Consider the following 26,832-nt stretch of genomic DNA (forward strand, 5'->3'; position numbering starts at 1 on the left):
GATGGCCGACGACGCATCCGAAGGCATGCTGCGCGGCGGCCGGCTCCTGATTGCCGGGTTTGCGCTTGCCGTCGCGAACTTCATGGTGGTGCTCGATACCACGATCGCCAACGTATCGGTGCCGCATATCTCGGGATCGCTCGGGATCGCCGGTTCGCAGGGCACGTGGGTCATCACGTCATACGCCGTCGCCGAGGCGATCTGCGTACCGCTGACCGGGTGGCTGACCAACCGGTTCGGATCGGTTCGCGTGTTCTTCTTCAGCACGGCCGGCTTCGCCATCTTTTCGCTGCTCTGCGGGCTTTCCGGCAGCCTTGCGATGCTCGTCGTCTGCCGGATCGGGCAGGGCTTCTGCGGCGGCCCGATCATGCCGCTGACGCAGACGCTGATGCTGCGCATCTTCCCGCCCAAAAGCCGGGCGCAGGCATCGGGCCTGTGGGCGATGACGACGGTCGTGGGGCCGGTGCTCGGGCCGGTCCTCGGCGGACTGATCAGCGACAATTGGTCGTGGAACTGGATCTTCTTCATCAACCTGCCGGTGGCGGCGCTGTGCCTTACGGCCACCTGGAAACTGCTGCGCAACGTCGAGACCGCGACGCGCAAGCTCCCGATCGACACGGTCGGGCTTGCCTTGCTGGTCGTGTGGATCGGTGCGCTGCAGGTGATGCTCGATCTCGGCCGCGACCACGATTGGTTTGCCGATGGGTTCATCGTCAAGCTCGGGCTGGTTGCCGTCATCGGTTTCGCCGCGTTCCTGGCATGGGAGCTTACCCAACCCAACCCGATCGTCGATCTGCGCGTGTTCAGGCATCGGGGGTTCACCGTGTCGGTAATCTCCCTCTCGGTGAGTTTTGCGGTGTTCTTCAGCGTGACGGTGCTGGTGCCGCAGATCCTCCAGAATAATTTCCGATATACCGCGACGTGGGCCGGTTACGCGTCGGCGCCGCTCGGGATAGCGGCGATCATCCTCTCGCCGGTGGTGGCGATGCTGACGACCAAGGTCGATTCGCGCGCGCTGGTCTGCTTCGGGATCGTGTGGATGGGGATGACGTGCTGGATGCGATCGCGCTGGAACACCGACGCCGATTTCTGGACGCTCGCGCTCCCCCAGCTCGTCCAGGGCGTCGGTATTCCCTTCTTCTTCGTCCCGGTCACCGCGATCGCGCTTGCGGCGGTCGATCCCGCGGAAACCGCGGGCGCCGCCGGGCTGATGAACTTCCTGCGGACGATGTCGGGAGCGATCGCGACGTCGCTCATCACCAGCATGACCGACGATCAAACCCGGATCGCGCGCACCGAGCTCGTCGGCACGCTCAATTCCGGGCCCACCGTCGCCGCGTTGAGCGCGGACGGCAGCCCGCTCGATCAGGCCCGCGCGATGATCGACACCGTGGTAGACGGGCAGGCGGCGATGCTCGCGAGCAACCATATCTTCCTGCTGTCGGCCGTCCTGATGGCGGGATCCGCGCTGGTCATCTGGGGTGCCCCCAGGCCGCGGCGCACGATCGAGCCCGGCAGTGCGCATTGATCGATCGCCCGGCCCCGCTTGTCGGAAGCTGCCGGGCGGGGCTGCGCTTGGACGCCCCCGCGCCCAGCCTGAACCGGAATGAACGCTGCTACCGCCCCGCAAGCGCCACGGCGGCATGGTCCTCCGCCGCCGGAACGGCGATCCCCGCCGCCTTCCGCTCCGAATAGCGATCGACGAGTTGCGCGGCGTGCGGGCGCATCAGCACGGTCATGCGCACCAGTTCCTCCATCACGTCGACGATGCGGTCGTAATACGCCGATGGCCGCATGCGATCGTCCTCGCCGAACTCCTTGTAGGCCATCGCCACCGACGATTGGTTGGGGATGGTGAACATCCGCATCCAGCGGCCGAGCAGGCGCAAAGTATTGACGCTGTTGAACGATTGCGATCCCGCCGACACCTGCATCACCGCGAGCGTGCGCCCCTGGGTGGGCCGCATCCCGCCGATCGCCAGCGGCAGATGATCGATCTGCGCCTTCATGACGCCGGTGATCTGGCCGTGGCGTTCGGGGCTGCACCAGACCTGCCCTTCCGACCAGATCGACAGCGCGCGCAGTTCGTGGACCGCCGGATGGTCGTCGCCCGCGGCCTGATCGGGCAGCGGCAGATCGGACGGATCGAAGATGCGCGTCTCCGCGCCGAACCGTCGCAGCAACCGCGCCGCCTCCTCGACGCACAGCCGCGAGAAGGAGCGCTGGCGCAGCGATCCGTAGAGCAACAGGATGCGCGGCGGCGGCCGATCGTCGCCCAGCCCCATCGCCGGCCGCTCGATCACGAAGGCGGGATCGAGCGCAGGCAGATGATCGGGATCGGGCAGGTGGCGGACGCGGCTCATGCGGGCTCCTTGACGAACGGGCCGCGCTGCGGATCGGGGAGGATCTCCAGCACTGTCTCGGACGAACGGCAGGTGAGTTCGGCCAACAACGGCTCGCACAATTCGGGGCGCCCCTGGCAGCAATCCTTCGCCAGGAACGTCATCAGCGCGCGCAGCGTATCGATCTCCGCGCGCTGGATCTGCTGGCGCCCGCTCTTCTGCGCGGTCACCAGCCCGGCTTTGGCGAGCACCGCGAGATGCGTCGAGAAGGTGCTCTGCGTCAGCCCGCTCGCCGCGACCAGAGCGCCGGTGGGCAGCCCGTCGGGCTCGTGCCGGACGAGCAGGCGGAACGCATCGAGGCGGGTGGGATGCGCGAGCGCGGCGAGTGCCGCAAGGGCGTGGAGCTGGTCCATACATCGGGTTTAACCGATGCGTTTGGGTTGCGCAAGGCCGGGGCCATGCACTCGCCTTTCCTCCTCTTCGTCATGCTGAACTCGGTTCAGCATCCACCAAGCCTCCGCACGGACAGTGCGGCACGCACGGTGGACCCTGAACCGATTCAGGGTGACGGGTGGTGGGCCCGCCAGCTCCCCTTACCCTGGCGTGCGATCCGTATTCTGGAGCACCAGGATCCGCCACTGGCCGGCGCGGCGGACGAGCACCTCGGTCGTCGACGTCTCGGTGACCGCCTGCCCCGCCACCTTGCGGGTCGAGGCGACCAGAACCGCCAGATCGCCACTGACCCGGCACAGGAGCGGCGTGCGATCATACGCGTCGATATGGTAGGATCGGAAGCGGTCGATCAGGCCCGCTTTGTCCTGAATGCCGCCATGATTGCCATGGATGATCTTCGCATCATCGGCGACGATCCGATCGAGCGCCTTGGCATCGCCATGGATCATCGCCGCCCGGAACTGCGCGTCGACGGCGCGAACACGCGCATCGCATGGAGGCGCTGCGTGCGCCGCCGATGCCAGCAGCAACGGCGCGATCGCCAGCACGGTCTTCCCGCCGCGCATATCAGCCCCTTCGTTCGGATGAGCCGCCGCTCAAGCCGGCTGCGCCTGTTTGAGCGCGCGGATCTCCTGGAACATCTGGCCGTACCGCTTGAACACGCCATCGGTATAATAAGCGAGCAGCGGCAGCGACGCCGGATCGGTGCCGTTCTTCTGCGCGAAGCGCGCGATCAGATCGTCGGTGCCGGTTTCCAGTTCGCCCGGCACAAGCTCGGCCGCCGGAAAGCTCGGCGTCTTGCCGGCGGCTTCCATGCGCGCCCGCAAAGCCTGATGGGTCTCGTCGCCGTCGTCGAACACGACATAGTCGAAGCCGTCCTCCAACCCCGCCTCGGTCAGGAAGATGCGCAGCTTCAGGCAGAAGGGGCAGAAACGCTTGAGATACAGCGTCGGCGTGATGGCATTCTCCATGGCTCGGCACTCCTTCGATGGTCCGATTGCGATTGTCGTTTCTGGCGGACATCGGAGGATTTCGTCAACGGCATCCCGGTTTGGCGCCGGATAGAGCATCTTGGTTGCTTTCGCCCCCCGCCGCGGCAAACGAGGCTCGACCCGCAACCGGAAGGCCCGATATGTCGCAGAGCAATTCCCTCGTCCTAACCGACGAACTCAAGACCCTGGTCAACAATGCGCTCGCCGATGGATCGCCACTGCTGCTCGCGGCGGTGAACCCCGAGGGCAAGCCGGTTCTGTCGTTCCGCGGTTCGGTGCAGACGCATGGCGACGGCGCGCTCGGCCTGTGGGTGCGCAACGGCCAGGGCGGCACGCTGGAGGCGATCCGCGCCAATCCGCATGTCGCCTTGGTCTATCGATCGGCGACGACCCCGGTGCTGCAATTCCATGGGCTTGCCCGGATCGCCGACGACGCGGCCGAGCGCGCGGCAGTGTTCGACAGCGCGCCCGAGCGCGAACGCGCTTCCGATCCCGAGCGCAAGGGCATCGCGGTGGTCGTCGATCTGGAGAGCGTACAGGGCGTGCTGCGCTTCGGCCCCGAGGGCCCGGTGTTCGTCAAGCTGGCGCGCTGAGGGCGTCGTTCCGCCTATATCGGAAGCTTATTAATCGGGCACGCCAGCGTCAAAGCCGAACGGCGAAAAGTGGGTGGTAAGCGGACGTTGATCGGTTAGCGCAACGGCTTAGGGTTCGGCAATGCGAACGCCCGTCTCAGCTACGCCTTTCCTGCTTCTCCTCTCTGCATGTTCTGGTCCGCTGTGTAGCTGAGGTAGCCCCCGAAATCGCCTGACAGGTCCTCGCTCTTAGATAAGAGTGAGCCGTATGACCGACGATATGCCTAGGCGCTACGAGCGCGTGGAGGTTCTGTCCGGTGTCCAGCGCCGGAGGCGCTGGACACCGGAAGAGAAGATTCGAATGGTCGAGGAGACCTATCTGCCGGGGATGAGCGTCTCGCTCGTGGCCCGCCAGCATGGTGTCGGCGCCAATCAGCTATTCACCTGGCGACGCCTGATGAGCCAGGGAGCGCTGACAGCCGCGACCGCCGGCGAGGAAGTCGTGCCAGCCTCCGACTATCGCGCGCTGGAGGCGCAGGTGGCCGAGCTTCAGCGTCTGCTCGGCAAGAAAACCATGGAGAACGAGATCCTCCGGGAAGCCGTCTCCCAGGCCGCAGGCCCAAAAAACTTCTGTTGCGCTCGACCTCGTTGCCGAAGGGTGGCCAGTGAGCGCGGTGGCGGAGGCGGTCCGTATCTCGCGACCTCATCTCTCCACCATGCGCCATCGCGGACCAGTACGCCGCCGGGGGCGACCGCCGCTTCCCGACGGTGATCTCGTCGCCGATATTCGTGCGCTGATCGTCGATCTGCCGACCTACGGCTATCGTCGCGTTCATGCGCTGCTTCGTCGCCAGGCCGAACGGCATGGACGACAACCGCCGAATGCCAAGCGGATCTACCGAGTCATGAAGCTCCATGGCCTGCTGCTGCAGCGACACAGCGGATGTGGCGAGGAACGTCGGCACGATGGCAGGGTTGCGGTCGATACCCGCAACAGCCGTTGGTGCTCCGATGGGCTTGAGATCGCTTGCGACAATGGCGAAAAAGTCCGCGTCGCCTTCGCTCTCGATTGCTGCGACCGGGAAGCCATGGGGTTCGTCGCGACCACGGGCGGAATTTCCGCCGGCGATGTCCGCGACCTCATGGTCGCCACTGTCGAGCATCGCTTCGGAAGCATCAACAGGCTGCCCCACGCCATCGAATGGCTGACTGACAACGGCAGCTGCTACACCGCACACGACACCCGGCGTTTCGCGCGAGACATCGGCCTCGTCCCGCGCACCACGCCTGTCGAGAGCCCGCAAAGCAACGGCATGGCGGAAGCCTTCGTCCGAACCCTCAAGCGCGATTATGCACGCGTCAGCGCCAAGCCCGATGCGCAGTCCGTGATCGACCAGCTCCCGATCTGGCTCGATCACTATAATGAGGTGCATCCGCACCGCGCGCTCGGCTACAGATCACCCCGCGAATTTATCGCAATCTCCAACCGCGAGAATCCGTCAGGCCTTTAGGGGGCAACAACAGTAGCAACCAAACCGTTCAATCGCTCCGCTCGCCGAATGGTGACCATCGAGCGATCATGTTTATGCGTGAGTGCGGCGCGACGACGGACTTCACAACGCAAGTGTCGGTTGATCCTTGGTTTTGGCAGTGGATTGGAAACGCCTTCGTCGCGGACGGCTACAATGGTGGCACGCGCGGGGCTTGGGGCGGTCCATGGGCTGATATGGCGTGGACGGGCCCTAACGACCTGCTCGTTACCTACGATAAACAGGCTCGCATCTTCGACCGCAACAATGTCGTTGGCGGCGTTCGCATAACCTACAGACCTGTCGCCCGTTAGGTCCGCTTCTGGGGCGCTTGCCGACAGGCAGCTCTTCCAATCAAGCTGCCGTGTTTTGAGCCACAGGAGAGGCGGGGGGCTCATGGAACGGCGAAACTCGTGGTTTGTAGACATTCCTCTCGCCTCTAAGATGGCGGCATGACCGACGATGTAATGGCAGCCGTGCGCAAACTTCTTATCAAGGTTCAGGGCGTGCCCGAAGCCGAAGTGACACCCCACGCTCGCTTGTTGCATGACCTTGGCGTGGATGGGGAAGACGCAGGAGAGATATTTCAGGCGCTGCACGAACAGTTCGGCACCGACTTCACAGAACTAAATCACCAGTGGCGCATCTTCTTCAATACAGAAGGCAGCAATCCGAAAGCGATCCTGTTTGGCATCCCTGCCATCATGGTCTGTGGTGGTGTCGCCGGCGCGTTGGTGGCCACGCTCCATTGGCCAAGGTTCCTGACCGTGGTTTTTGCGCTTGGGCTGTTCGTAAGCGGTAGTTGGTTGATTGGTCGCTGGTTCGGCCGAGAACTGCACCCCCTCACGGTCGGCGGTCTTGCAGAGATTGTTCGGGTGGGGCGCTGGCCAGCCAACCCAAACGATGTCGGCTAATCGGCGCTTGCTGCCTATCTGATCGTAGCGACCGCTTTGCCGATTGGGAACGGCACGACGTGGTGGAAAGCCGAAAGGCAGCTCTTGGCAGGAGATTAGCACCAAGCCGCCGCAATCGATTTGATGCGCTTCACTATTTGCGGAGACATTCCATTTCGGTGGAAGCAGTTGGCCCCCACGAGAGTTTGGAACGCGGCGGAATATCGCCCGGTGAAGAGCGGTCCAAAACGAAGCGCCTGCCGCCATCGAGCTCCAGTATGAGGTGGCCGTCTTTATCTTGTGATTGGGAGCTTATGCGACCGGCGACCTTTGGGCCTTTAAATATCATACGGTTCAAATCGAACGTGAAACGCCTCCCGCGATACGCATGGCCCTCCAGGCAGATACCGTCGTCGCCGCAAGCCATTCCTCCGATCGCCACGCATCTGATTATGTTTCGTGGCTTATCTGCCGACACAGCTGTCCCGTTCAGCAGTACCGCCAATGCAAACCCAAGAAACCGATTACAAAACATCTTTCCCGCCTCCCATTGGCGATCGCATCGTGACGGGAAGTGTCCGCAATCAGGATGGCCGTGCTATGGTCTGTTCGGCAGGGTTGGGCAACGCACGAGCTGGGCAACACGTCGAACGGCGAAATGTGGTGGTTTAGCGACGGTCGGCCCCCGGCGAACCGTCTTGTTGAGGGAGGTTTCCGGCCCTGCCGCCTTCCGGCTTGCTCGAATTTCCGAGAACATCCATAGTTCGTCCTCGGGGAGACAAATATGCTGCCGATGTTTTCGCTACTAACCGCATCAGCGGCCTTGGCCCACGGCATGACGTTATGGCCGCCGCTACAAATGTATCCTGCGAAGGCGTTGGCCAACCGCCTTCAGGGGCAAACGGTGGTCCGTATTATCAGCGACGCGAATGCAGCTAGGACCTGCTCCATATCGTCTAATTCATCGTCATCCGAGCTCGATGCAGCCGCCTGCGCGATTATACTGCCGCAAATAAGCGTCGTGACGATCAGTTCGGTTAAACCCACGAAGATTAAAGTTCGCTGGTACATTCCCACCGGAGCTACCTCTGAATTTGATGGTGCAATTCCATTCGACCCGCCATCTTGGGTTACGCCTGACGATATTCCCCTTCGGGACTATCCATCGCATGGCACAGGAAGAACGGAGATCGGTTTCGATGTAGCGACCGATGGATCGGTAACTGCTTGCGGCGTAACAGCATCGAGTGGGACGCCAGAACTTGATCAACGTCTGTGCACCCTAATCTCGAAGAGAGGAGCGTTCCTCCCGGCGATCGACGCGACTGGATCAGCGCGAGTGGCTCATGCGAGAACAGCCTTTACGTGGTTTATCATGCCATAGACATTAGACTAAACGTCTGATTACAGCATCACGATGCCTTCACTATGACTGCAATTGGGCGATTGCTGGCCGTCCGCTTATGAGCCGCCAGCCAATTTCACCCACTCAGATCATCCGCAAGCCAGCCGGTGCGGTGGAGGGATCGTCCGACAAAGCATGCTCGATCGCCTGCTTGAACGCCTGCACCGCTTCCTCCTCGAAGAACATCGTCTCCATGCCGAAGATGGTGTTGAGGCCGAGGATGCTGTGCGCGAGCAGGCCGTAGAGCCAGACGAAGGCGAAGGTCACGCGTTCCTGCTGGAGTTCGCTCAGCGGCGCGCCGCGATCCGCCTCGACCGCGGCGCGGAACTGGACGATGGCGTAGCGGCCCATCGCGCTCACCCGATCCCATTTCAAATCGCCCTCGAGATGCTTCTTGATGACCGAGCGCAGCAGGCCCGCATGCGCCCGGTGGTTTTCGAGCGCGCCCCGCGCCAGCGCTTCGGGCAGGCGATCGATCGGATTGTCGCGCAGCGTTTGCGCCACGCCGATCTTGCGGCGTTCGACCATGTCTTCGATCAGCAGATCGAAGAAGGCCTCCTTGGTGCCGAAGCGATAATAGAAGCTGCCGATCGAGCACTGCCCGGCCGCCGCCAGATCGCGGATCGAGATGGCATCGAAATTGCGGTCCGACGTGAGCCGCCGCGCCGCCGCCATCATCCGCTCATAGGCGGCCTGGCTGCGGCGCTGCTGGGGGCTGCGGTGCGCCGCGACGGCGCCGGCACCGTGCCCCTCGTTCGCGCGCGATAGCTCCATCATCGATACGGATGGGCCATCGCCGCGCGCCGCGTCAAGACCGATTCAGACTTGAACTATGGTTCTAGTTCGATAATCTCGCCAACCGACAAGCCGCGACAGGCGAGCAACGGGAGGTACAGGGATGACGGGCGCAACCACCGGGAAAGTCAGGAAGATCGCCACCGAGGAGGCGTTCTCGATTCCCGAGGTGGCCGAAGCGCTCAAGGATGTGGTGCGCGGCCCGAGTCTCAGCCTCGATAAATTGCTGGTCGGCGGCATCTACGATTCCAAGCCCACCGACGAGGGCTATGCGAAGATGAGCTTCCTCGACGGGCTGCTCGACGTCGAGGATCGCCGCCTCAAGGAAATGGACCGGTTCGGCGTCGACATGCACATCCTGTCGCTGACCGCGCCGGGCGTGCAGATGTTCGATGCCGACACCGCGACCGATCTGGCGGCACTCGCCAACGATCGCCTCGCCGAGATCTGCCAGCGCCATCCCACCCGCTTCGCCGGGCTTGCCAGCTTCGCGCCGCACAGCCCCAAGCGTGCCGCCAAGGAGATGGAGCGCGTGATCGTCGATCTGAAGCTCAACGGCTTCATCCTCAACAGCCACACCTACGACGAATATCTGGACGACCAGAAATTCTGGCCGGCACTGGAGGCCGCCGAGGCGTTGGGCGCGTGCATCTATATCCATCCGCGCGCCGCATCCTACGGGCTCAAGGGCCCGCTCCAGGATTACGGCATGGACTCGGCGATGTGGGGTTATGGCGTCGAGGTCGGCACGCACGCGGTGAAGATGATGGCGGCGGGCGTGTTCGATCGCTTCCCCAAGCTCACCATCTGCATCGGCCATATGGGCGAGGCGATCCCGTTCTGGCTGTGGCGCATCAATTTCATGAACAGCCGGGCGCAGGTGATCGGCCGCGCGCCCAAGACCGAGCTTTCGATCGCCGAATATTTCCAGCGCAATTTCGTCATCACCACCAGCGGCGTCGAGGATCCGCTCGCGCTGCGTTACTCGATCGACAAGCTCGGCGCCGATCGGGTGATGTGGGCGATCGACTATCCCTACCAGCCGACCGAGCCGGCGGTGCAGTTCATCGACGCGGCGCCGCTTTCCGATCAGGAGCGCGCGCTCGTCTGCCACCAGAATGCCGAGCGCATCTTCCGGATCGCGCCCGCCGCCTGACCTGAATCCAGCCGACCGGCGCAAAGCCGGCGAAGTCATAACGAAGTGAGGGGAAATGCTATGACACAGGGAAATCTGGCCCGCCTTGCGGGCCGGGGCACAGTCGCGCTTGGCCTCGTTCTGGCGGCGACCGCAGCCTCCGCACAATCCACGCAGGCGGCTCAGCCTGCTGGCGATCCGGCGCCCGCCGCCGCCGACAGTGGCAAGACCGAGGAAATCGTCGTCACCGCCCAGTTCCGATCGCAGCGGTTGCAGGATACCCCGCTCGCTATCACCGCGGTCAACGCCGCGATGCTGGAAGCGCGGAGCCAGGTGAATGTCAGCCAGATCGCCGCCCAGGCGCCGTCGGTGACGTTGAAGCCGAACTCGGCCTCCTACGGCCCGTCGCTTGCCGCCAATATCCGCGGCGTCGGCCAGTTCGATTTCCACCCCGCTTTGGAGCCGGGCGTCGGCATCTATGTCGACGACGTCTATTATTCGACGCTGACCGGATCGGTGCTCGACCTGCTGGACGTCGACCGGGTCGAGGTACTGCGCGGGCCGCAGGGGACGCTTGCCGGCAAGAATTCGATCGGCGGCGCGGTCAAGATCTATTCGAAGAAGCCCGAGGGCACGAATAAAGGCTATATCAGCGCGACCGGCGGCAGCCGCAGCCGTTACGATTTCCGCGGCGCGTTCGATCTGGGCATCACCCAAGGGCTCTCGGCGCGCTTCTCGGGCGTGGCGCGCCATCAGGACGGCTATGTCGACCGGCTCGATTATGGCTGCGTCCATCCGGGCGAGGGTATTCCGGCGATCCGCGACACAGGCCATTGCCTCCTCTCGAAGCAAGGCGAGGTCAATTATCAGGCGGTTCGCGGCCAGCTCCGCTGGGAGGCGAACGACAAGATCGAGGTCAACCTCAATGCCGACGCGACCCGCGAGAAGCACGAAATCGCCGCATCGGTGCTGACCTATGCCAACTATAACGGTGCCGCGAACATCAACCCGTTCCCGACCCCGCAGCCCTATAATTCGCGCTTCATCTGCGGCAAATTCTGCAACTACGCGACCTACGACTCGCCCGCCTTCGGCAATTATTCCGAGAGCACCATCCCCGGGCAGGTCGATTACAAGAGCTACGATCTGGCCGGCACGATCGACTGGCGCATTACCGATCATCTCAAGGCGACGTCGATCACCGCCTACCGCCATTATCTCTCGATCTTCTCGAACGAAGACGATCTCTCGCCGCTCGCGCATGGTCTCGGCGGCCCGAACAGCCTGAAATTCCATGCGTTCACGCAGGAACTGCGCCTGAACGGCGACATCGCCGACAAGAAGATCGAATATACGATCGGTGGGTATTACCTGCACCAATACAGCTTCTATACGTCGCGGCAGGACCTGCGTTACCTGGCCGGCGGCCTCGTCTTCGTCAGCGGCGATCCTGTGCCGGCCTTCACCAAGGCGGTATTCGGCAACGCGACCTGGAACATCCTGCCCGGGCTCAGCGCCACCGGCGGCATCCGCTATAATAACGAAGGCAAGGATTACACCTACCGCAGGCGCGACAAGAACGGCAATCTGCTGTCCGGGCAGAACGCGCTGCTCGACGGTCAGTCGGGCAGCTATCGCGGCAGCCATGTCGATTATCGCGGCGCGCTCCAGTATCGCTGGAACGAAGACCTTCTGACCTATGTTCAATATTCGACCGGCTTCAAGGGTGGCGGCGTCAACCCGCGGCCCTTCTCGGTCCAGCAGGTCCAGCCGTTCGGGCCCGAGACGCTCAAGACGTTCGAAGTCGGCGCGAAGAGCGACCTCTTCGATCGTCATCTACGCCTGAACGTCGCGGCCTATACCAGCCGCTATAACGGCATCCAGTTGACCTTGAGCAGCTGTCCGCAATTCAACCCGACGGGCGTGCCCGTCACCGCGGTTTTCCCGTGCGGCCTGCCCGCCAATGTCGGCAAGGCCGATATCAAGGGCTTCGAGGTGGAAACGACTTTGCGACCCGTCGAAGGTGCGATCATCGACGGATCGGTCAGCTATACCGATTTCCAGTATAAGAGCATCTCGCCGCAGGCCGGCGGCCCGACCAATCTTGCCGGTGTGCAGGATTATATGAAACCGCCCTACACGCCCAAGTGGAAGTGGGCCATCGGCGCGCAATATGCGTTCCCGCTCGGGCGTCTGGGATCGATCACCCCGCGCGTCGATGCGTCGTACCAGTCGAAGATCTGGGGTGCGGCGGTCAATTCGGATCGCACGCTCATCAAGGCCTACACCGTCGCCAATGCGCGCCTGACCTATCAGAACCGGAAGCAGGATTTCGAACTGTCGTTCGAGGTCAGCAACTTCACGAACAAATATTATTACCTCACGGCGGCGGAAATCTCGGCGGCCGCCGGGGTCGCCAACGCCCAGCCGGGCCGGCCGCGCGAATGGGCGCTTACGGCCAAGAAGAAGTTCTGAGAGGCTGGGTGTATGGCCTAAACACAGCCCGCTCATCCTGAGGAGCCGTCGAGCCCGCCCAGGATGAGCGGATGTGGACTGGATTGAAGTGAACTAGCCCGTCCCACGGAGGCTGCATGCAACCCACGACACCCCCGCCCGCCAACATGGACCCCGCCGAATGGCAGGTCCGCTGCGATCTCGCCGCGCTGTACCGGCTGGCGGATCGCTACGGCATGTCCGACCTCATCTACACCCATATCAGCGCGCGGGTGCCGGGGACGCACGACTTCCTGATCAACCCGCTCGGCACCCTGTTCGGCGACATGACCGCGAGCGCCTTGGTGCGGATCGATCTCGACGGGGTGATCGTCGATCCGGCCTTGCGCGATACGGTGCGGGTCAATGCCGCGGGCTTCAACATCCATTCGGCGGTGCATCGCGCGCGCGCCGATATCGCCTGCGTGATCCATTCGCACACGGTGGCCGGCATGGCGCTGTCGGCGCAGACGCGGGGGCTGTTGCCGCTGACCCAGCATGCGATGATGTTCCACGACGGCATCGCGTTCCACGATTATGAGAGCTTCGCCACGAAGGAGGACGAGCGCGAGCGCATCGCCGCCGATCTGGGCGACAAGGACATCATGATCCTGCGCAACCACGGCATGCTCGTCGGCGGGCGATCGATCGGCGAGGCATTCCACAGCGCCTACCATCTCGAGCGCGCGACCCAGGCGCAATTGATGGCGACCGCCGGCGGGGCCGAGCTCAACATGCCCAACCAGGGCGTGCCCGAGGCGACCGCCACCCGCATGCGGGCGATCACGCAGGCGCATTACGCCTTCTTCTTCGAATCCTGCCTCGCTCTGCTGGCCGGCGACCGCACCGACTGGCGCCGATGAGCGGCACCACGATCGACATCCAGGCGGTGATCGACCGCCAGCCGAGCATCCGCCGCCAGATCCCGTTGCTGGTGGTGATGACGTTGGTGATGTTCATCGACGGCTATGACGTGTTCATGCTCGGTCGGATCGCGCCGGCCATCGCCGACGAATTCGGCGAGCCCGCAACCCGGCTGACGCTCGTCTTCGTGCTCCAGCAGGTCGGCCTCGCGGTCGGATCGTTCGTGATCGGGCCTTTGTCCGATCGCTATGGACGCAAGAGCATGCTGATGCTTTCCAGCGCGGTGTTCGGCGTGCTCACCTTGGGCGTGCTCTACTGCCACACCCTCACCGAGGTCGCGATTCTGCGCGGCAGCGCCGGCTTCTTTCTGGCGGGCGTGATCCCCAACGCGACCGCTTTGCTGACCGAATTCACCCCGCCCGGCCGGCGCGCCTCGTTCGTGTCGATCGCATTCACCGGCTATACGGCCGGCGGCGCCGCAGCATCGTTCGCGGCCTTGAGCCTGCTCAAGCATTTCGGCTGGCGCAGCACCTTCTGGCTGGGCGGGCTCATCCCACTGCTGCTGGTGCCGTTGGTGGCGATCGTCGTACGCGAATCGCTCCAGTTCCGGTTCCGCCGCAACCCGGCCGATCGCCGCATCGCGCGCGATCTCGTCGCGATCGAGCCGGACCTGGTCATCGCCGATACGAGCGACTTCACCATCGCCCGTCCCGACAATCGCCCCGAGGCAAGCGGACTCACCGCCTTGTTCCGCGGGGGACGTGCGCCGGTCACGCTTCTGCTCTGGGCCGCTTACTTCATCGCGCTGGGCATGATCGCCCTGCTCGCATCGTGGAGCGCCACCTTCTTCCTGAAGCTGGATGGCGTGCCGCTCGACGTCTCTGCCGCCTACAGCCTGCTGAGCTTCATCGCTGGGGTCGGCGGGACCACCACGGTCGGATTGGTGATGGACCGGCTGGGCCGTGCGCGCGTCCTGACGATCCTGTTCGTGATCGATGCGGTGTCGATCGGGCTGATGGGGCTGGTGCCGTATGGCGGCTGGGCGTTCGTCGTGCTGACCATCACCTGGGGCTATGCCCAGGCCGGCGCCCAAGGAGGGCTCAACGCGCTCTGCGCGCAGGCTTACCCCAGCGCCGTGCGCAGCACCGGCATCGGCTGGGCGTTCGGGCTCGGCCGCCTCGGCGGGGTGGCGCTGCCCGCGCTCGGCGGCTGGGCGCTCGCCAACCACCTGCCGATCGGGACGAGCTTCATGCTGGCCGGCGCCTTGCCGCTATTGGTCGCGTTGACGCTGGTGGGCCTCGGCCGCCTCGACGCACGCGGCCGCTTCGCGCAATGAATCGGCTTCACATCGTCACTCCCCAGGCCGACGCGATCGCCTCCGCGATGCGCGGTCGGACGGATGCATTCGAGATCGTGGCGGCCCCGTCCTTCGCGGCGTTGGGCGATACGGTCGCGCAGATCGAGGCGCTGGTCGCCTTCCCGTTCCATCTCGATCCCGCGCTCGCCGCCCGGATGCCCCGGCTGCGCTGGCTGCAGGTGCTGACCGCCGGCGTCGACGCGCTCACCGGGATCGATCTGCATGGCGCGGTGGTGAGCACGGTCAGCGGCATCCACGGCCCGCAAATGTCCGAGCACGCCTTCATGCTGCTGCTGGCGCTGCGCCGCGACCTGCCCCTGCTGCTCGATCAGCAGAAAGCGCGCGTCTGGCAGGCGCCCCGCCCGCCTTTGCTCGCCGGCAGCCGGCTGCTGATCGTCGGCGTCGGGCAGATTGCCGAGGCGGTCGCGCGGCGCGCGCAGGCGTTCGACATGCACGTCACGGGCGTAAGCGGTTCGCGCCGCGAGGCGCCGGGCTTCGACCGGATCGTGCCGACATCGGACCTGATCGAGGCCGCCGCCACCGCCGATCACCTGATCGTGCTGACACCGTATTCGGAGCGCACCCACCATCTCATTTCACGCGCGGTGATCGCGGCACTGCCGCCCCACGCCGTCCTGATCAACATCGCCCGCGGCGCGGTGGTGGACGAAGCGGCGCTGACCGAGGCGCTGGCGCACAGGCGCATCGCCGGCGCCGGCCTCGACGTGTTCGAACGCGAACCGCTGCCCGCCGGCAGCGCCTTGTGGGGGCTGCCCAACGTGATCGTGACCCCGCATATGGGCGGCTGGAGCAACGCCTTCGCTACACAGGTCGCGCCGATCGTCGCCACCAACGCGACCCGCTGGTTCGCGGGCCGGCGGCCGCTGGTGAACGAACTGGGCTGAGCGGAAGAAAATGCTCCGGCGGCGGTCTCGTCGCGTCAACGAATCCGCGCCTAGGCCCCGCCCGGCATCGTTCGGGCTCGCATCCGAGGCGAAGAAGCGCCTAGAGATACGCCATGGGTATGCCCTCGATCGATTATGCGTCGCATATCGTCCAGCTCGCGCTGACGCCGATCTTCCTGCTGACCGGCGTGGCCCAGCTGCTCAACGTCTGCACGACCCGCCTGGGGCGCGTCGCCGATCGCGTCGATCTCCTGACTCGCGACCCCGGCGGCCACGGGCGCCAGCTGAAGCGGCTGAGGCTTCGCTCGCGCATTCTCGACGTGGCGGTGCTGTTCGCGGCGCTGGCGGGCGCGCTGACCTGCTGCGCCGCCTTTACCTTGTTCTTCGCGGCTTTGCGCAATGCCGAGGGCGGATCGATCCTGCTCGGCCTGTTCGGATCCGCGCTGGCGTGCTCGATCGGCGCGCTCGCGGCCTTCTCCTTCGAAACCATCCTGTCGGGGCGATCGATCCGCGAACAGGCCGTTACCGGGTCCACCGGCGATACCGCGCCATCCGACGACAAAGGATGATGCAAACCGAACGCTGGAACGCTGCGCCCCTTGAGGACCGCACGCGGCCTACCTACTTATATGGGTAATACACCTGCTACGGGGATGACCGTGTCCATTCGTCGTTTCGCCCACCATTCCATCCTTGCCGTATCGATCTTCGCAGCGCTCGCGGCGGTGCCGGCAGATGCACGTCGCGGTGGCAGCTTCGGCAGCCGCGGTTCGCACACCTTCTCGGCGCCCCGTTCGACGCGGCTGACGCCCGGCTACGTGCCGCCGGTCTCGCGCACGATGACCGATCGGTCGGCCGCCAGCGCGCCGCAATATGCGCCGTCCTATCAATCGAGCGGCTATCCGCAGCAGCGCCCCGGCTTGTTCCGCGGCTTCGGCGGCGGGCTGGTGACCGGGCTTCTGGCCGGCGGCCTGATCGGGCATTTCTTCGGCCACGGTGCCGGCTACGGCTGGGGGGAGCCCCGGGCGGCGGGCTGCTTGCGATCCTGTTCCAGATCGCGCTGTTCGGCGGGCTGCTGTGGCTCGTGATGCGGCTGTTCCGATCGCGTTCGACCAGTCCGTCGTTCGGCGCCGATCGCGCTTATGCGCAGGAAGTTTCCGCGCCGCCGGGTGGATATGCGCCCGCCGCGCCGATGACAGGCCTGGCGCTGACCCCATCCGACCAGAGTGCGTTCGAGCGGCTCCTCGGCGAATTGCAGGATGCGTTCGGCCACGAGGATTATGCGCGCCTGCGCGCGATCACGACGCCCGAGGTGATGTCGTACCTCGCCGAGGAACTCAGCGACAACGCAACCCACGGCCGCCGCAACGAGGTGACCGGCACGCGCCTGCTCGACGGCGAGATTTCGGAAGCATGGCAGGAGGACGGGCAGGATTATGCGACCGTGGCCATGCACTACGAGAGCGTCGACGTGATGCGCGATCGCGCCACCGGGGCGGTGTTGGCCGGGTCCACCCACGAGCCCACCATGACAACCGAGTTGTGGACGTTCGTGCGGCCATCCGGCAGCTGGGGCAGCTGGAAGGTCTCGGCCATTCAGGAGGCGTGAGGCTGCGCCGCCCGCGAGGGCGGCCGGCACCGACATCGGCAGCCTCGCTTCGCATGCTCGGGTCTGCCGTCACCTTTTGACGTCCGGTGTTCCGCCCGCGTACCCGCGCACGATCCTGAGGGCGGATCGGCTCCACATTTGTCTGAAACCGCCCATATTCTTTTTCCCGCCAGATCGGCTCTCGATCTTCCCGCCATGGTGGGCAAGAACGTGCCTGCGCGGCAGGTGACGGGGCGAATGGCGATCAGACCAAATCTTCAGGCGGCAGGAGTGCTGCTGGCGGCGATGACGACGCTTCCGGCCTCGGCGCGCCTCGTATCGATCCATGTCGATGCCACGCAAACCCTGTCCGGCCCGATCCCCTATCGCATCCTGCGCGGGCATTTCGAAGGCGCGCTCGATCCGGCGATGCCGGGCAACGCGATCATAACCGATCTGGCAGCCGCGCCGCGCGATGGCCGCGGGCGCGTGGCCTATGGCGCGACGTTCGAGATCGCGCTGCCGCTGGACCCCGCACAGGCCAGCGGACTCCTGTTCTACGATGTCCCCAATCGCGGCAACGGCAAGGCACAACCCGATCCTGCCGGCCACATCCGGGTGGTGAGCGGCTGGCAGGGGGACATCGATCCCGCGCCGGGGTTGCAGACGGCTACCGTGCCGATCGCCAAGGGCGCGAACGGCGCATCGCTGACGGCGCCAGCGATGGCGCGCTTCATCGACATGCCCGCGGGCGCCACCACGCAGCCGATTACGGGCGGCATCGGCCGCCCTGCAGCACGGCCGCTGCCGGCTTCGCTCGACCCGCGGCGCGCGCGGCTGTTCCGCCAGGCCGGCGACACCGATCCCGGAGAGGCCATCGCGCCGGCCGATTGGGCCTTCGCCGATTGTCGCACGGTACCGTTTCCGGGCACGCCCGATCCGACCAGTCTGTGCCTGCGCGCCGGCTTCGATCCGCACTTCGCTTATACCCTCGTCTATCAGGGGCGCGATCCCAAGGTCCTCGGCATCGGCTTCGCTGCGACGCGCGATCTGGTGAGCTTCCTGCGCCATGCGAAGGCCGACGATGCCGGAACCCCCAATCCCGTCGCCGAGATGGTGCGCTGGACGGTGGCGAGCGGCACATCGCAATCGGGCAATTACCTCAAGAGCTTCATCAACCTCGGCTTCAACGCCGACGAGGGCGGCGCGATCGTCTTCGACGGGGTGAATCCCAACATCGCCGCACGCCAGGTGCCGCTCAACATCCGCTTCGGCGTACCGGGCGGGGCGGCCACCCTCTACGAGCCGGGCAGCGAGGGCACATTGTGGTGGGGCCGCTACGACGACAAGGTGCGTGGCAGGGGCGTGTCCAGCCTGCTCGATCGCTGCACCGCCAGCCGCACCTGCCCGAAGATCGTCGAGACCTTCGGATCGACCGAATTGTGGGGCCTGCGCATGGCGCCCGGCCTGATCGGCACCGATGCCAGGGCCGATCTGCCGCTGCCGGCCAATGTGCGGCGTTACTATTTCCCCGGCGTGACGCACGGCGGATCGTCGGCCGGCGGCATCTCGCTCGATGGCGACAAGCCCTGGCCGGGGGCGCCGCAATGCAGCCTGGCGTGGAACCCCAATCCCTCCGCGCCGACCCTGCGTGCGCTGCAGGCTGCGCTGATCGCATGGGTCGAGACCGGCAAGGCACCGCCGCCGAGCCGCTATCCCACCATCGCCGCGGGTGAACTGGTGCCGGCCGACGCGAAGCATATGGGCTGGCCCGCCATCCCCGGCGCGCCGACGCCCGACGGCAAGCTCAACGTCTTCCTCGATTACGATTTCGGGCCAGGCTTCCACTATGCCGATTTGAGCGGGGTGCTCTCGCGCCTGCCGCCGGGCATCCGCCGCACCATTCCGGCGCTTGTCCCGCGCGTCGATGCCGACGGGAACGAGACCGCCGGCGTGCCATCGGTCCAGCATCTCGTGCCGCTCGGCACCTATCTCGGCTGGAACGTGCTCGCACAGGGTTACGGCACAGGCGGGCCGTGCAGCTTCGTCGGCGGCTTCATCCCTTTCGCGCACAGCAGGGCCGAGCGCGAACGAACCGGCGATCCGCGTCCCTCGCTCGAGGAACGTTACCGCGATCATGCCGGCTTCGTCGCCAGGGTACGGGCGGTCGCCGATCGGCAGGTCGCGGCGGGCTGGCTGCTGTCCGACGATGCGGCGCGGATCGTCGCCGATGCCGAGGCGAGCGCGGTGCTGAAGCCCTGACGCTTTAGAGGATCGTCCCTGTAACCCCGTTCGTCCGGAGGATGGCGGGGAAGGCATGAACCTTCCGGGCCCTCCACCACAGCTCGAGCGGTTGTCCGCAGATATGCTCCCGAGCGCTTTCGATAGCTTCGACGTCGTTAGCGGCTTCGATCGGCTTGAAATCCTCGATGTGGCGGCCATTAACCGTCATAAAATAGAGTCGGTAGTGGTTCATATTTGCCGCCTCCATTGAAGATACATCGTATATTTTGCCGCTAACAAGTCTGTATACACGCGTTTCTCTAAGATTCAATCTCGAGTAAAAATCGATAATTGGCGCATATCTGTCCATTATTCTCAACTAAGTCCATTATCGATGTATTTTATGAAACATTAACCTATGATAGTATTTCGACATTTATATTCAGTAAGACTTTCGGCGGATCTTGGAGCTGAAAGTGCCGATTTATCATTTTAATGTCGCGGACGGGAAAGATTATCCCGACCTGGAAGGAAGTGATTATCCGGACCTCGATAGTGCGCGAACCGAGGCCGTCAAACGAAGCGGGGAACTCCTGCGCGATAATGCGCAATCCTTCTGGGGCGGTCACGGCTGGAAATTGACCGTTACCGACGCCGGAGGAATGGTGTTGTTCACGCTGCATTTCATGGCAGTCTCTTCGCCTGCCACCGAACGGTATGGGGCACGAGCGAGTGCGTCCGATCCGCCTTCCACGAGCTAGGCGGGCGGCCCCATCAACCGGCGCGTTCCAGACAGGCCGCGTCGATCACGAGCCGACCCGGCCGGCAGCGCCGCGAGCCTGGCCAGCCGAATATGCGCTGCGTCATCCGAAGCGGAAGGCCGAGACGTCCGCATACATCACATTGTCCTTGAACGCGCGGGTGCCGGCGGATTCGCCGCCCGCGCCGGCCGCCACCATCAGCGGCAGCAAATGCTCCTCGCGCGGATGCGACAGCCGCCCGGCGGGCGCCTCGGCCCAGCGCGCGAGCGCCTGCCAGCGCGCCGAAGGATCGGCCTCGATCGCCTGCGTCAGCCACTGATCGAACACCGCCGAAGGCTGGGTCGCGGCCGGCCGGAAGAAGGCGCCCATATTGTGGAAGCTCATCCCCGATCCGACGATCAGGATGCCCTCGTCGCGCAGCGCCGCCAGCGCGCGCCCGGCCGCGAGATGCTCCTCCGGATTGAGATCCGATTTGAGCGAGAGCGGGACGATCGGGATGCTCGCATCGGGCGCGATCAGCAGGAAGGGGATGAAGACGCCATGGTCGAAGCCGCGGCTGGGATCGGTGCGTGCCGGCAGCCCGGCGGCGGTGAGCAGTTCGACCACGCGCTCGGCCAGCGCCGGGGCGCCGGGCGCGGGATATTGGAGGTGATAGGTGTGCGGGGGGAAGCCGTTATAGTCGTAGATCATCCCCGGCGCGGTCGCGGTCGAGGCGGTGAAGGCCTTTTCTTCCCAATGGCCCGAGATCACGACGATGCCTTTCGGCTGTTCGGGCAGCGAGGCGAGCAGCCCGCGCAGCCAGGCCTCGGTGCGGTTCCAGGTATCGGCCGGCCCGCCCATCAGGGTCCAGTCCATGAAGAAGCAGGGGCCGCCGCCATGCGGGATGAAGAAGGTGGGCATCGTGGGGGACGGTTCGGAATTCATCGCAAGCGCTCCATGGGAGCCCGCCCGTCTAGGGCAGGCGGGGCCTGATAGTCTTGTCCGCCCCACCCGCTTAGTTTGATCGGCGCGCCCGGGGCTTCTTGATCGAGCGCGCCTTCAAATTTGGCCCGCGGCCGTTCGGGCGATTACGGGCTTCCCGCCGGCCCCGCGATGGCGTTTATTGCACCGCACAAATGACGGGCCTTTACTTATGAGCGAGAGAGCCGGACGCCACGGTGCGGCAGGCGTCGCGATCGCCGCGACGATCGGCAACATGGTGGGCATCACGCCCGCGATCAGCGCGACCTTCGGCGTGTTCCTGATCCCGATCGCAAGCGACTTCCACTGGCCGCGCGCCTGGGTCTCGGGCGTGCTCGGGCTGATCTCGCTCGTCAGCGCCTTCATCTATCCGGTCGTCGGGCGGATGATGGATCGCTACGGACCACGCCGGATGCTGATTGCCGGCAATCTGGCCTTCGCGGCGACGGTCGCGCTGCTGGCGACCTCGACCCCCAACGTCTATCAATTCTATTTCCTGTTCGCGCTCGTCGGCATCGCGGGGTGCGTCCCCTCGACCGCGATGTTCTGCAAGGTCGTCTCCAACTGGTTCGACGAAAAGCGCGGGCTGATGCTGGGCGTGACGGCGGGCGTCGGCAATGGCGTCGGATCGACCGCGCTCCCGATCCTCGCCGGCCTGCTTCTGACCGCGCTCGGCTGGCGGATGAGCTTCGCGGCGATCGGCGGGATCGTCGCGCTGGTCGGCTTCCCGACCCTGATTCTCCTGCTGCGCGACGCGCCTTCGGCCAGGGCCGGAACCGCCGACGTGCCGGCCGAACTGCTCGAAGGGCTGAGCCTTTCGCAGGCCGTGCGCACGCACGTCTTCTGGCTGATGCTGCTCGCGATCGCGGCGGGCGCGGGCGGCATGATGGCGGTGTTCACCCATGTCGTGCCGATGCTCACCGATCGCGGCTTCGCGCTGGGCGCGGCAACCGGGGTCGTCGCGCTGTTCGCGATGGTCGCCGCGGGATGGCAGGTCGTGACCGGCTTCATGCTCGACAAACTGCGCAGCCCGCGCGTGATAGTGCCGATGTATGCGTCGGCGATATTGGGCCTGCTGCTGCTGGAATTCGGACATGGCACGCCGACGATCATGCTGGCGGGCGTGCTGCTGGGCATCGGGCTCGGTGCGGAATTCGGCGCGCTGCCCTACTTCATCTCGCGGTACTTCGGGCTGCGCTGCTACGGCAGCATCACCGGCGTGCTCTATGCGGTGGTGATCCTGCTCCAGGGCGTGGCACCGGCGCTGATGGATTTCAGCTATGACAATCTGCACGATTATGTGCTGGCATCTTTGATCATCGTCGGCGCGCTCGGGTGCGGCATCGTGCTGCTGGCGATGCTGCCGAAACTCGATATGCTGGTGCCGGCGGAAGAGAAAAGAGGGACTGGTTCTGGCGTGAGCGTTACCGTCTTCGGCAGCATCAACATGGATGTGGTGCTGCGCGTCGCGCATTTGCCGGTGCCGGGCGAGACGCTCGCGGCGCGATCGATCGATTACCTGCCGGGCGGCAAGGGCGCCAACCAGGCGGTGGCCAGCGCGCGCTACGGCGTGGCGACGCGGATGATCGGCGCGATCGGCGACGATGCGCATGGCACGACGCTGCGCGACTTCCTGAGCGGCACCGGCGTCGACGTCCGACGGATCGCCCAGGTCGCCGGGCCGACCGGCACCGCCTTCGTCTCGGTGGCGGATTCGGGCGAGAACCAGATCGTCATCGTCGCCGGCGCCAATGCGCTCGCCGAAACCGCCCTCCCGGCCGGCGAGGACGTCGCGCTGGCGCAGCTCGAACTGCCGCTGGATGCCGTCACGGCCTTCATGGCGACGGCGCGCGATGCCGGGCTGTTCACCATGCTCAATGCCGCGCCGGCCGTGGCGGGGGCGGAGGCGATGTTCGCCGATCTCGATCTGCTGGTCGTAAACGAGACCGAGCTTGGTTTCTATATCGGCCGCACCTTGCCCGACGATCCGGCCGAAATCGCCGCCGCGGCGCGCGGCCTGCTGTCACGCGAGGGCCAGCATATCGTCGTGACGCTGGGGGCCGCGGGTTCGCTGTGCGTCGGCGCGGATCGGGTGCTGGCGGTCCCGGCCGAGCGGGTGCCGGCCGTGGTCGATACGACCGGCGCGGGCGACTGCTTCTGCGGCGTGCTGGCGGCGTGTCTGGCGGAGGGCGTGGCGCTGGACGAGGCGCTGCGGGTGGCGACCAAGGCCGCGGCGATTTCGGTCCAGCGCGTGGGGGCGGCTGCGTCGATGCCGACGCGCGCGGAGATCCTGGCTTAGCTCGGGCGACCGATCGAATAAACAGCCCGTCACCCTGACCTTGTTTCAGGGTCCACCAGGCGTACCGCACCGTCCGTGCGGATGCCTGGTGGATGCTGAAACAAGTTCAGCATGACGGGGAAATTCCGACGCGGTAGATCTTTACTTCGGATCCTTCGCCACGCCCTTGCCGGCAAACATCCCGCGCTCGATCCGCGCGTGCACGCCGAGTGTGCCGTCGACCACCTGGGTCACGCCGAAATCGGCCGCGACACTCATCAGCGAATAGCCGTCGTTGCAACTCAATCCCTGATGCTCCTCCAGCAGATGGAGCATGTCGAGCGAGGCGTTCTTCATCGCCTGGTCGAGCGTGTCGCCGAAGCCGTGGACGATCCAGTTCTGCGGGGTCTCGAGCAGGGGCGAGGGGAAGCTGAAATCCTTGCGCAGGATGATCTGGAACAGGCAGTTCAAGGAGGACTCGATCGCAGTGCCCGAAATCTCGCCATCGCCCTGGCTGACGTGCGGATCGCCGATCGAGAACAGCCCGCCCTCGACCTGGACCTTGTAATACATGGTCGCACCGGCGCCGATCCGCCAATTGTCGATATTGCCGCCATGCAGGCCCGGCGGGATCGTGCTGACCGGCTCGTGTACCGCGGGTGCCACGCCGGCGGTGCCGAGGTGCGGCCGCGCCGGGATGGTGATGCCGGCCAGCGCGGGCTGGCGATCGCACACCGGGCAGTTGGTGATCGTGCCGGGAACCAGATATTTGCCCGGAAAGTCGTAGGCGTAGAGCGCCTGCGCAGTATTGGCGTTGGGATCGAGCTCGTAGATCGTGACCCGCTCGGTCTCGCCGAACTCTTGGTAGAGGTGGCCCCAGTTGGCGGCGAGGTTCGATCCGTAATTGTTGCGCGGGACCATCTGCAGGTAGCGCACCTCCAGCATGTCGCCGGGTTCGGCCCCCTCGACATAGATCGGGCCGGTCATGATGTGGACGCCGGGTGCGCGGGTCGACGGATCGATCTCGGTGAAGATCCGCTCGACCCCTTCGTCGAACATCAGTTCGGGCGCGTCGCCGGCATGGTGGGTGATCGCTTCGGCGGCGACCAGATCGCCGCTCCTGATCGTCAGCGCGGGCGAGATGTCGGGCGAGAAATAGCCCCAGTGCACCGTCTCCGGCGTCGCCTTCAGATAATGGATGGCGCCCGGCTTCGTATCGTTGCGTGCTTCACCCTTGTTACAAACCAGCGCCATCATTCCCGCCCCGTATATTGGTCAGAGCCAAAACCTTCGGCGCAAGCCGGCCGCCGGTCTTGCCGGCACGCGTACAAGGACTTGGCGCCCCCGGAGTGCGGTCAACAATCGGAGCGTGCACGATCAAGCGGTCACGGCGGACAAGTCGCTAGGCCTCCGATCCGGAAAAGGAGACCATCCCATGGCAACGCCCAACACCCTGATCTTCGTCGATATGCCGAGCGACGATCCCGCCGCCGCGGGCCGCTTCTATGCCGAAGTGTTCGGCTGGCAGAACGATGCCAGGCCCGAGGGCGTCTATCACCGCATGGTGCCGGGCGGGCAGTTCCCCAACCCGGACGGCACGCCGAGCGCGATCGGGAACCTCCATCTCGGCATCTTCGACGCCGCCAATGCGCGGCCGCATCCGGACCCCGAGGGCGTCGCGCCGCGCACCATCGCCGGCGAGGGCCGCAAGCCGCGCATCTGGATCCTGATCGGGGACGACGATTCGGCCGACCGCATCCTGGGCGCGGCCGAGGAGCGCGGCGCCACGATCCTGTGGCGCGATCATTACTGGGCGACCTTCAACGGCTACAACCACGCCTTCCGCGACCCATGGGGGACGGAGATCCTGCTGTGGGGCAAGGCGGGTGCCGAGCCGCAGCTGCCCGAAAGCTTCACCCGCGAATAACGTCGCGCCAAGAATGCCGGGCGCGGGACACAAGACGCGCCCGGCCGGCCATTATAGGTTATGCACTCCATTGGCTCACGAGGGATTGTCGCCATGCCCACGAACCTGCTGTCCGACAGCTTCTTCGAATCGCTCGCGGCATCGACCTGCGATCTCGCCGAAGCGGTCACCCTGCCGCCGGCCTGCTACACCAGCGCCGAATTCTACGAGTTCGAGAAGGAAGCGCTCTACGCGCACGAATGGCTGTGCGTCGGCCGCGAATCGTTCGTCGCCAGGCCCGGCGACTTTTTCACCACCCGGATCATCGGCGAGCCGATCATCGTCTCGCGCACGCTGACCGGCGAGATCAAGGCGATGTCGGCGGTGTGCCAGCATCGCGCGATGCTGGTGGCCGAAGGGCATGGCAATGCGCGCGGCTTCGTCTGCCCCTATCATCACTGGAGCTACGCGCTCGACGGCAAGCTCGTCGGCGCGCCGGCGATGAACAAGACCTGCGATTTCGACAAGGCGGCGAACAGCCTGCCCGCCTTCGCGGTCGAGCTGTGGAACGGCTTCATCTTCATCAATTTCGATGTGGACGCGGCCCCGCTCGCGCCGCGCCTCGCCAAGGTGGCCGAGGCGATCGCCGGCTACGATCTCGCCAATGCCGAAGGGCCCCGCCCCGATCCCGCGCCGACCCTTCCGTGGAACTGGAAGGTGATGTTCGAGAATAACAATGACGGCTACCATGCCAGCCGGCTCCACCAGGGGCCGCTGCACGATTTCGTGCCGTCGGGCCGCGCCGAATTCCCGCCGTCGCTGCCCGAAGAGGCGGGCTTTCTCCGCTTCAACGGCACGCTCCATGCCGATGCGAGCTTCAACGCCACCCAGCGCGCGGTGCTGCCGATCTTCCCCGGTCTGTCGGACGAAGCGCGCAACCGCATGACCTTCGCCAACGTGCCGCCGACGCTCAGCCTGGTGATGACGAGCGACATGGTGATCTATCTGATCCTGCGCCCGAACGGCCCGGAATCGCTCGAGATGGACACGGGCCTGCTGTTCGCACCGGGCGCGATGAAGGATCCGGCATTCGAGCATAAGCTCGATATGAACATGCGCGCGACCGCGCATATCATCGCGCAGGACATGCACGTCGACGAATGCGTCCAGGTCGGCCTGCGCTCGCGCTTCGCCCCGCGTGGCCGCTATTCGTGGCAGGAAGGCGCGCAGGGCCAGTTCAATGCCTGGCTGGTGCACCGTTACCTCGCGACGCATCAGGGCCCGAGCGAGGCGCTGCGTTTCGCCGCGGAGTGATCGTGGGCGGAGATTGACCGGCCGTTCCGGCTCGGTCACATTCGCATCGCCCGGGGCGCATTTCCTT

23 protein-coding genes and 1 pseudogene are annotated in these 26,832 nt (G+C 65.2%); 17 read left to right on the forward strand and 7 right to left on the reverse strand.

Annotated elements, in window-relative coordinates:
- The first annotated feature begins 1 nt into the window (after position 1).
- Positions 2–1,528 carry a DHA2 family efflux MFS transporter permease subunit gene (locus tag AB4Z44_RS14150; protein WP_404710341.1) on the forward strand — a complete coding sequence of 509 codons (1,527 nt, stop codon included), beginning with the start codon at positions 2–4 and terminating at the stop codon, positions 1,526–1,528.
- A gap of 88 nt (positions 1,529–1,616) precedes the next feature.
- On the opposite strand, the gene arsH is transcribed toward AB4Z44_RS14150, so the two are convergent.
- The 4 genes and pseudogenes from arsH to AB4Z44_RS14170 form a co-directional block, all read right to left on the reverse strand.
- The gene (arsH, locus tag AB4Z44_RS14155; protein ID WP_404710342.1) at positions 1,617–2,363 is read right to left on the reverse strand and encodes an arsenical resistance protein ArsH; all 747 of its coding nucleotides are present in this window, start codon (positions 2,361–2,363) and stop codon (positions 1,617–1,619) included.
- A 68-nt stretch (positions 2,364–2,431) separates the two neighbouring features.
- Positions 2,432–2,755, reverse strand: a pseudogene (locus AB4Z44_RS14160) (ArsR/SmtB family transcription factor); the annotation flags it as partial.
- A 180-nt stretch (positions 2,756–2,935) separates the two neighbouring features.
- Positions 2,936–3,361, reverse strand: a complete 426-nt coding sequence (locus AB4Z44_RS14165; RefSeq protein ID WP_404710343.1) for a nuclear transport factor 2 family protein — start codon at positions 3,359–3,361, stop codon at positions 2,936–2,938.
- A 30-nt stretch (positions 3,362–3,391) separates the two neighbouring features.
- Positions 3,392–3,766: a glutathione S-transferase N-terminal domain-containing protein gene (locus AB4Z44_RS14170; protein ID WP_404710344.1), complete on the reverse strand. Its 375-nt coding sequence runs from the start codon at positions 3,764–3,766 to the stop codon at positions 3,392–3,394.
- Positions 3,767–3,927: 161 nt separating this feature from the next.
- On the opposite strand from AB4Z44_RS14170, the gene AB4Z44_RS14175 reads away from it, so the two are divergent.
- From AB4Z44_RS14175 to AB4Z44_RS14185, 3 genes are all read left to right on the forward strand, one after another.
- Positions 3,928–4,380, forward strand: a complete 453-nt coding sequence (locus tag AB4Z44_RS14175; protein ID WP_404710345.1) for a pyridoxamine 5'-phosphate oxidase family protein — start codon at positions 3,928–3,930, stop codon at positions 4,378–4,380.
- Positions 4,381–4,639: 259 nt separating this feature from the next.
- Positions 4,640–5,870 (forward strand): IS3 family transposase gene (locus AB4Z44_RS14180; protein WP_404714235.1). Its coding sequence is split into 2 segments (ribosomal slippage): positions 4,640–4,972 and positions 4,974–5,870, totalling 1,230 coding nucleotides; the frame shifts between segments, so codons are not numbered across the junction.
- A 470-nt stretch (positions 5,871–6,340) separates the two neighbouring features.
- Entirely contained in the window at positions 6,341–6,802 is a 462-nt protein-coding gene (locus tag AB4Z44_RS14185) for an acyl carrier protein (protein WP_404710346.1), read from the forward strand.
- A gap of 1,468 nt (positions 6,803–8,270) precedes the next feature.
- Here the strand turns inward: AB4Z44_RS14185 and AB4Z44_RS14190 are convergent.
- On the reverse strand, positions 8,271–8,963 hold the full coding sequence (locus AB4Z44_RS14190) for a TetR/AcrR family transcriptional regulator (protein ID WP_404710347.1): 693 nt from the start codon (positions 8,961–8,963) through the stop codon (positions 8,271–8,273).
- A gap of 121 nt (positions 8,964–9,084) precedes the next feature.
- On the opposite strand from AB4Z44_RS14190, the gene AB4Z44_RS14195 reads away from it, so the two are divergent.
- The 10 genes from AB4Z44_RS14195 (at position 9,085) to AB4Z44_RS14240 (ending at position 20,307) form a co-directional block, all read left to right on the forward strand.
- Positions 9,085–10,137, forward strand: a complete 1,053-nt coding sequence (locus AB4Z44_RS14195; RefSeq protein ID WP_404710348.1) for an amidohydrolase family protein — start codon at positions 9,085–9,087, stop codon at positions 10,135–10,137.
- Positions 10,138–10,197: 60 nt separating this feature from the next.
- On the forward strand, positions 10,198–12,591 hold the full coding sequence (locus AB4Z44_RS14200; protein ID WP_404710349.1) for a TonB-dependent receptor: 2,394 nt from the start codon (positions 10,198–10,200) through the stop codon (positions 12,589–12,591).
- Between the two features lie 116 nt (positions 12,592–12,707).
- Positions 12,708–13,472: a class II aldolase/adducin family protein gene (locus tag AB4Z44_RS14205; RefSeq protein WP_404710350.1), complete on the forward strand. Its 765-nt coding sequence runs from the start codon at positions 12,708–12,710 to the stop codon at positions 13,470–13,472.
- On the forward strand, positions 13,469–14,809 hold the full coding sequence (locus AB4Z44_RS14210; RefSeq protein ID WP_404710351.1) for an MFS transporter: 1,341 nt from the start codon (positions 13,469–13,471) through the stop codon (positions 14,807–14,809). Before AB4Z44_RS14205 ends, AB4Z44_RS14210 begins: the two co-directional genes overlap by 4 nt.
- Positions 14,806–15,735 carry a D-2-hydroxyacid dehydrogenase gene (locus AB4Z44_RS14215; RefSeq protein WP_404710352.1) on the forward strand — a complete coding sequence of 310 codons (930 nt, stop codon included), beginning with the start codon at positions 14,806–14,808 and terminating at the stop codon, positions 15,733–15,735. The genes AB4Z44_RS14210 and AB4Z44_RS14215 overlap by 4 nt, the downstream gene beginning before the upstream one ends.
- Positions 15,736–15,848: 113 nt before the next feature.
- On the forward strand, positions 15,849–16,304 hold the full coding sequence (locus tag AB4Z44_RS14220) for a DUF2721 domain-containing protein (protein WP_404710353.1): 456 nt from the start codon (positions 15,849–15,851) through the stop codon (positions 16,302–16,304).
- 90 nt (positions 16,305–16,394) lie between these two features.
- On the forward strand, positions 16,395–16,823 hold the full coding sequence (locus AB4Z44_RS14225) for a hypothetical protein (protein WP_404710354.1): 429 nt from the start codon (positions 16,395–16,397) through the stop codon (positions 16,821–16,823).
- Entirely contained in the window at positions 16,823–17,344 is a 522-nt protein-coding gene (locus AB4Z44_RS14230; RefSeq protein ID WP_404714236.1) for a Tim44 domain-containing protein, read from the forward strand. Before AB4Z44_RS14225 ends, AB4Z44_RS14230 begins: the two co-directional genes overlap by 1 nt.
- Before the next feature lie 237 nt (positions 17,345–17,581).
- Positions 17,582–19,585 carry an alpha/beta hydrolase domain-containing protein gene (locus AB4Z44_RS14235; RefSeq protein ID WP_404710355.1) on the forward strand — a complete coding sequence of 668 codons (2,004 nt, stop codon included), beginning with the start codon at positions 17,582–17,584 and terminating at the stop codon, positions 19,583–19,585.
- 437 nt (positions 19,586–20,022) lie between these two features.
- A complete protein-coding gene (locus AB4Z44_RS14240) occupies positions 20,023–20,307 on the forward strand; it encodes a DUF6894 family protein (protein ID WP_404710356.1) in 285 nt (94 codons plus the stop codon).
- 102 nt (positions 20,308–20,409) lie between these two features.
- Here AB4Z44_RS14240 and AB4Z44_RS14245 read toward each other — a convergent pair whose 3' ends face one another.
- A complete protein-coding gene (locus AB4Z44_RS14245) occupies positions 20,410–21,231 on the reverse strand; it encodes a DODA-type extradiol aromatic ring-opening family dioxygenase (protein ID WP_404710357.1) in 822 nt (273 codons plus the stop codon).
- Between the two features lie 208 nt (positions 21,232–21,439).
- Here AB4Z44_RS14245 and AB4Z44_RS14250 point away from each other — a divergent pair, with 208 nt between their 5' ends.
- Positions 21,440–23,566: a PfkB family carbohydrate kinase gene (locus AB4Z44_RS14250; RefSeq protein ID WP_404710358.1), complete on the forward strand. Its 2,127-nt coding sequence runs from the start codon at positions 21,440–21,442 to the stop codon at positions 23,564–23,566.
- Between the two features lie 141 nt (positions 23,567–23,707).
- Here the strand turns inward: AB4Z44_RS14250 and AB4Z44_RS14255 are convergent, their stop codons facing one another.
- Positions 23,708–24,799, reverse strand: coding sequence for an acetamidase/formamidase family protein (locus tag AB4Z44_RS14255; protein ID WP_404714237.1), 1,092 nt, complete (start codon positions 24,797–24,799; stop codon positions 23,708–23,710).
- Between the two features lie 181 nt (positions 24,800–24,980).
- Between AB4Z44_RS14255 and AB4Z44_RS14260 the strand changes: the two genes are divergently transcribed.
- A complete protein-coding gene (locus tag AB4Z44_RS14260) occupies positions 24,981–25,472 on the forward strand; it encodes a VOC family protein (protein WP_404710359.1) in 492 nt (163 codons plus the stop codon).
- Positions 25,473–25,565: 93 nt separating this feature from the next.
- Entirely contained in the window at positions 25,566–26,765 is a 1,200-nt protein-coding gene (locus AB4Z44_RS14265) for an aromatic ring-hydroxylating dioxygenase subunit alpha (RefSeq protein WP_404710360.1), read from the forward strand.
- Positions 26,766–26,832 lie beyond the last annotated feature (67 nt).

This window comes from Sphingomonas sp. MMS24-J13, from assembly GCF_044905095.1.
In the GTDB taxonomy this organism is placed as follows: Bacteria; Pseudomonadota; Alphaproteobacteria; order Sphingomonadales; family Sphingomonadaceae; genus Sphingomonas_I.

Bases quoted from the DNA above. Each gene is read 5' to 3' on its own strand.
- AB4Z44_RS14150 (WP_404710341.1), top strand. From the start codon at position 2: ATGGCCGACGACGCATCCGAAGGCATGCTGCGCGGCGGCCGGCTCCTG.
- arsH (WP_404710342.1), bottom strand. From the start codon at position 2,363: ATGAGCCGCGTCCGCCACCTGCCCGATCCCGATCATCTGCCTGCGCTC.
- AB4Z44_RS14165 (WP_404710343.1), bottom strand. From the start codon at position 3,361: ATGCGCGGCGGGAAGACCGTGCTGGCGATCGCGCCGTTGCTGCTGGCA.
- AB4Z44_RS14170 (WP_404710344.1), bottom strand. From the start codon at position 3,766: ATGGAGAATGCCATCACGCCGACGCTGTATCTCAAGCGTTTCTGCCCC.
- AB4Z44_RS14175 (WP_404710345.1), top strand. From the start codon at position 3,928: ATGTCGCAGAGCAATTCCCTCGTCCTAACCGACGAACTCAAGACCCTG.
- AB4Z44_RS14185 (WP_404710346.1), top strand. From the start codon at position 6,341: ATGACCGACGATGTAATGGCAGCCGTGCGCAAACTTCTTATCAAGGTT.
- AB4Z44_RS14190 (WP_404710347.1), bottom strand. From the start codon at position 8,963: ATGATGGAGCTATCGCGCGCGAACGAGGGGCACGGTGCCGGCGCCGTC.
- AB4Z44_RS14195 (WP_404710348.1), top strand. From the start codon at position 9,085: ATGACGGGCGCAACCACCGGGAAAGTCAGGAAGATCGCCACCGAGGAG.
- AB4Z44_RS14200 (WP_404710349.1), top strand. From the start codon at position 10,198: ATGACACAGGGAAATCTGGCCCGCCTTGCGGGCCGGGGCACAGTCGCG.
- AB4Z44_RS14205 (WP_404710350.1), top strand. From the start codon at position 12,708: ATGCAACCCACGACACCCCCGCCCGCCAACATGGACCCCGCCGAATGG.
- AB4Z44_RS14210 (WP_404710351.1), top strand. From the start codon at position 13,469: ATGAGCGGCACCACGATCGACATCCAGGCGGTGATCGACCGCCAGCCG.
- AB4Z44_RS14215 (WP_404710352.1), top strand. From the start codon at position 14,806: ATGAATCGGCTTCACATCGTCACTCCCCAGGCCGACGCGATCGCCTCC.
- AB4Z44_RS14220 (WP_404710353.1), top strand. From the start codon at position 15,849: ATGGGTATGCCCTCGATCGATTATGCGTCGCATATCGTCCAGCTCGCG.
- AB4Z44_RS14230 (WP_404714236.1), top strand. From the start codon at position 16,823: ATGCGGCTGTTCCGATCGCGTTCGACCAGTCCGTCGTTCGGCGCCGAT.
- AB4Z44_RS14235 (WP_404710355.1), top strand. From the start codon at position 17,582: ATGGCGATCAGACCAAATCTTCAGGCGGCAGGAGTGCTGCTGGCGGCG.
- AB4Z44_RS14245 (WP_404710357.1), bottom strand. From the start codon at position 21,231: ATGAATTCCGAACCGTCCCCCACGATGCCCACCTTCTTCATCCCGCAT.
- AB4Z44_RS14250 (WP_404710358.1), top strand. From the start codon at position 21,440: ATGAGCGAGAGAGCCGGACGCCACGGTGCGGCAGGCGTCGCGATCGCC.
- AB4Z44_RS14255 (WP_404714237.1), bottom strand. From the start codon at position 24,799: ATGGCGCTGGTTTGTAACAAGGGTGAAGCACGCAACGATACGAAGCCG.
- AB4Z44_RS14260 (WP_404710359.1), top strand. From the start codon at position 24,981: ATGGCAACGCCCAACACCCTGATCTTCGTCGATATGCCGAGCGACGAT.
- AB4Z44_RS14265 (WP_404710360.1), top strand. From the start codon at position 25,566: ATGCCCACGAACCTGCTGTCCGACAGCTTCTTCGAATCGCTCGCGGCA.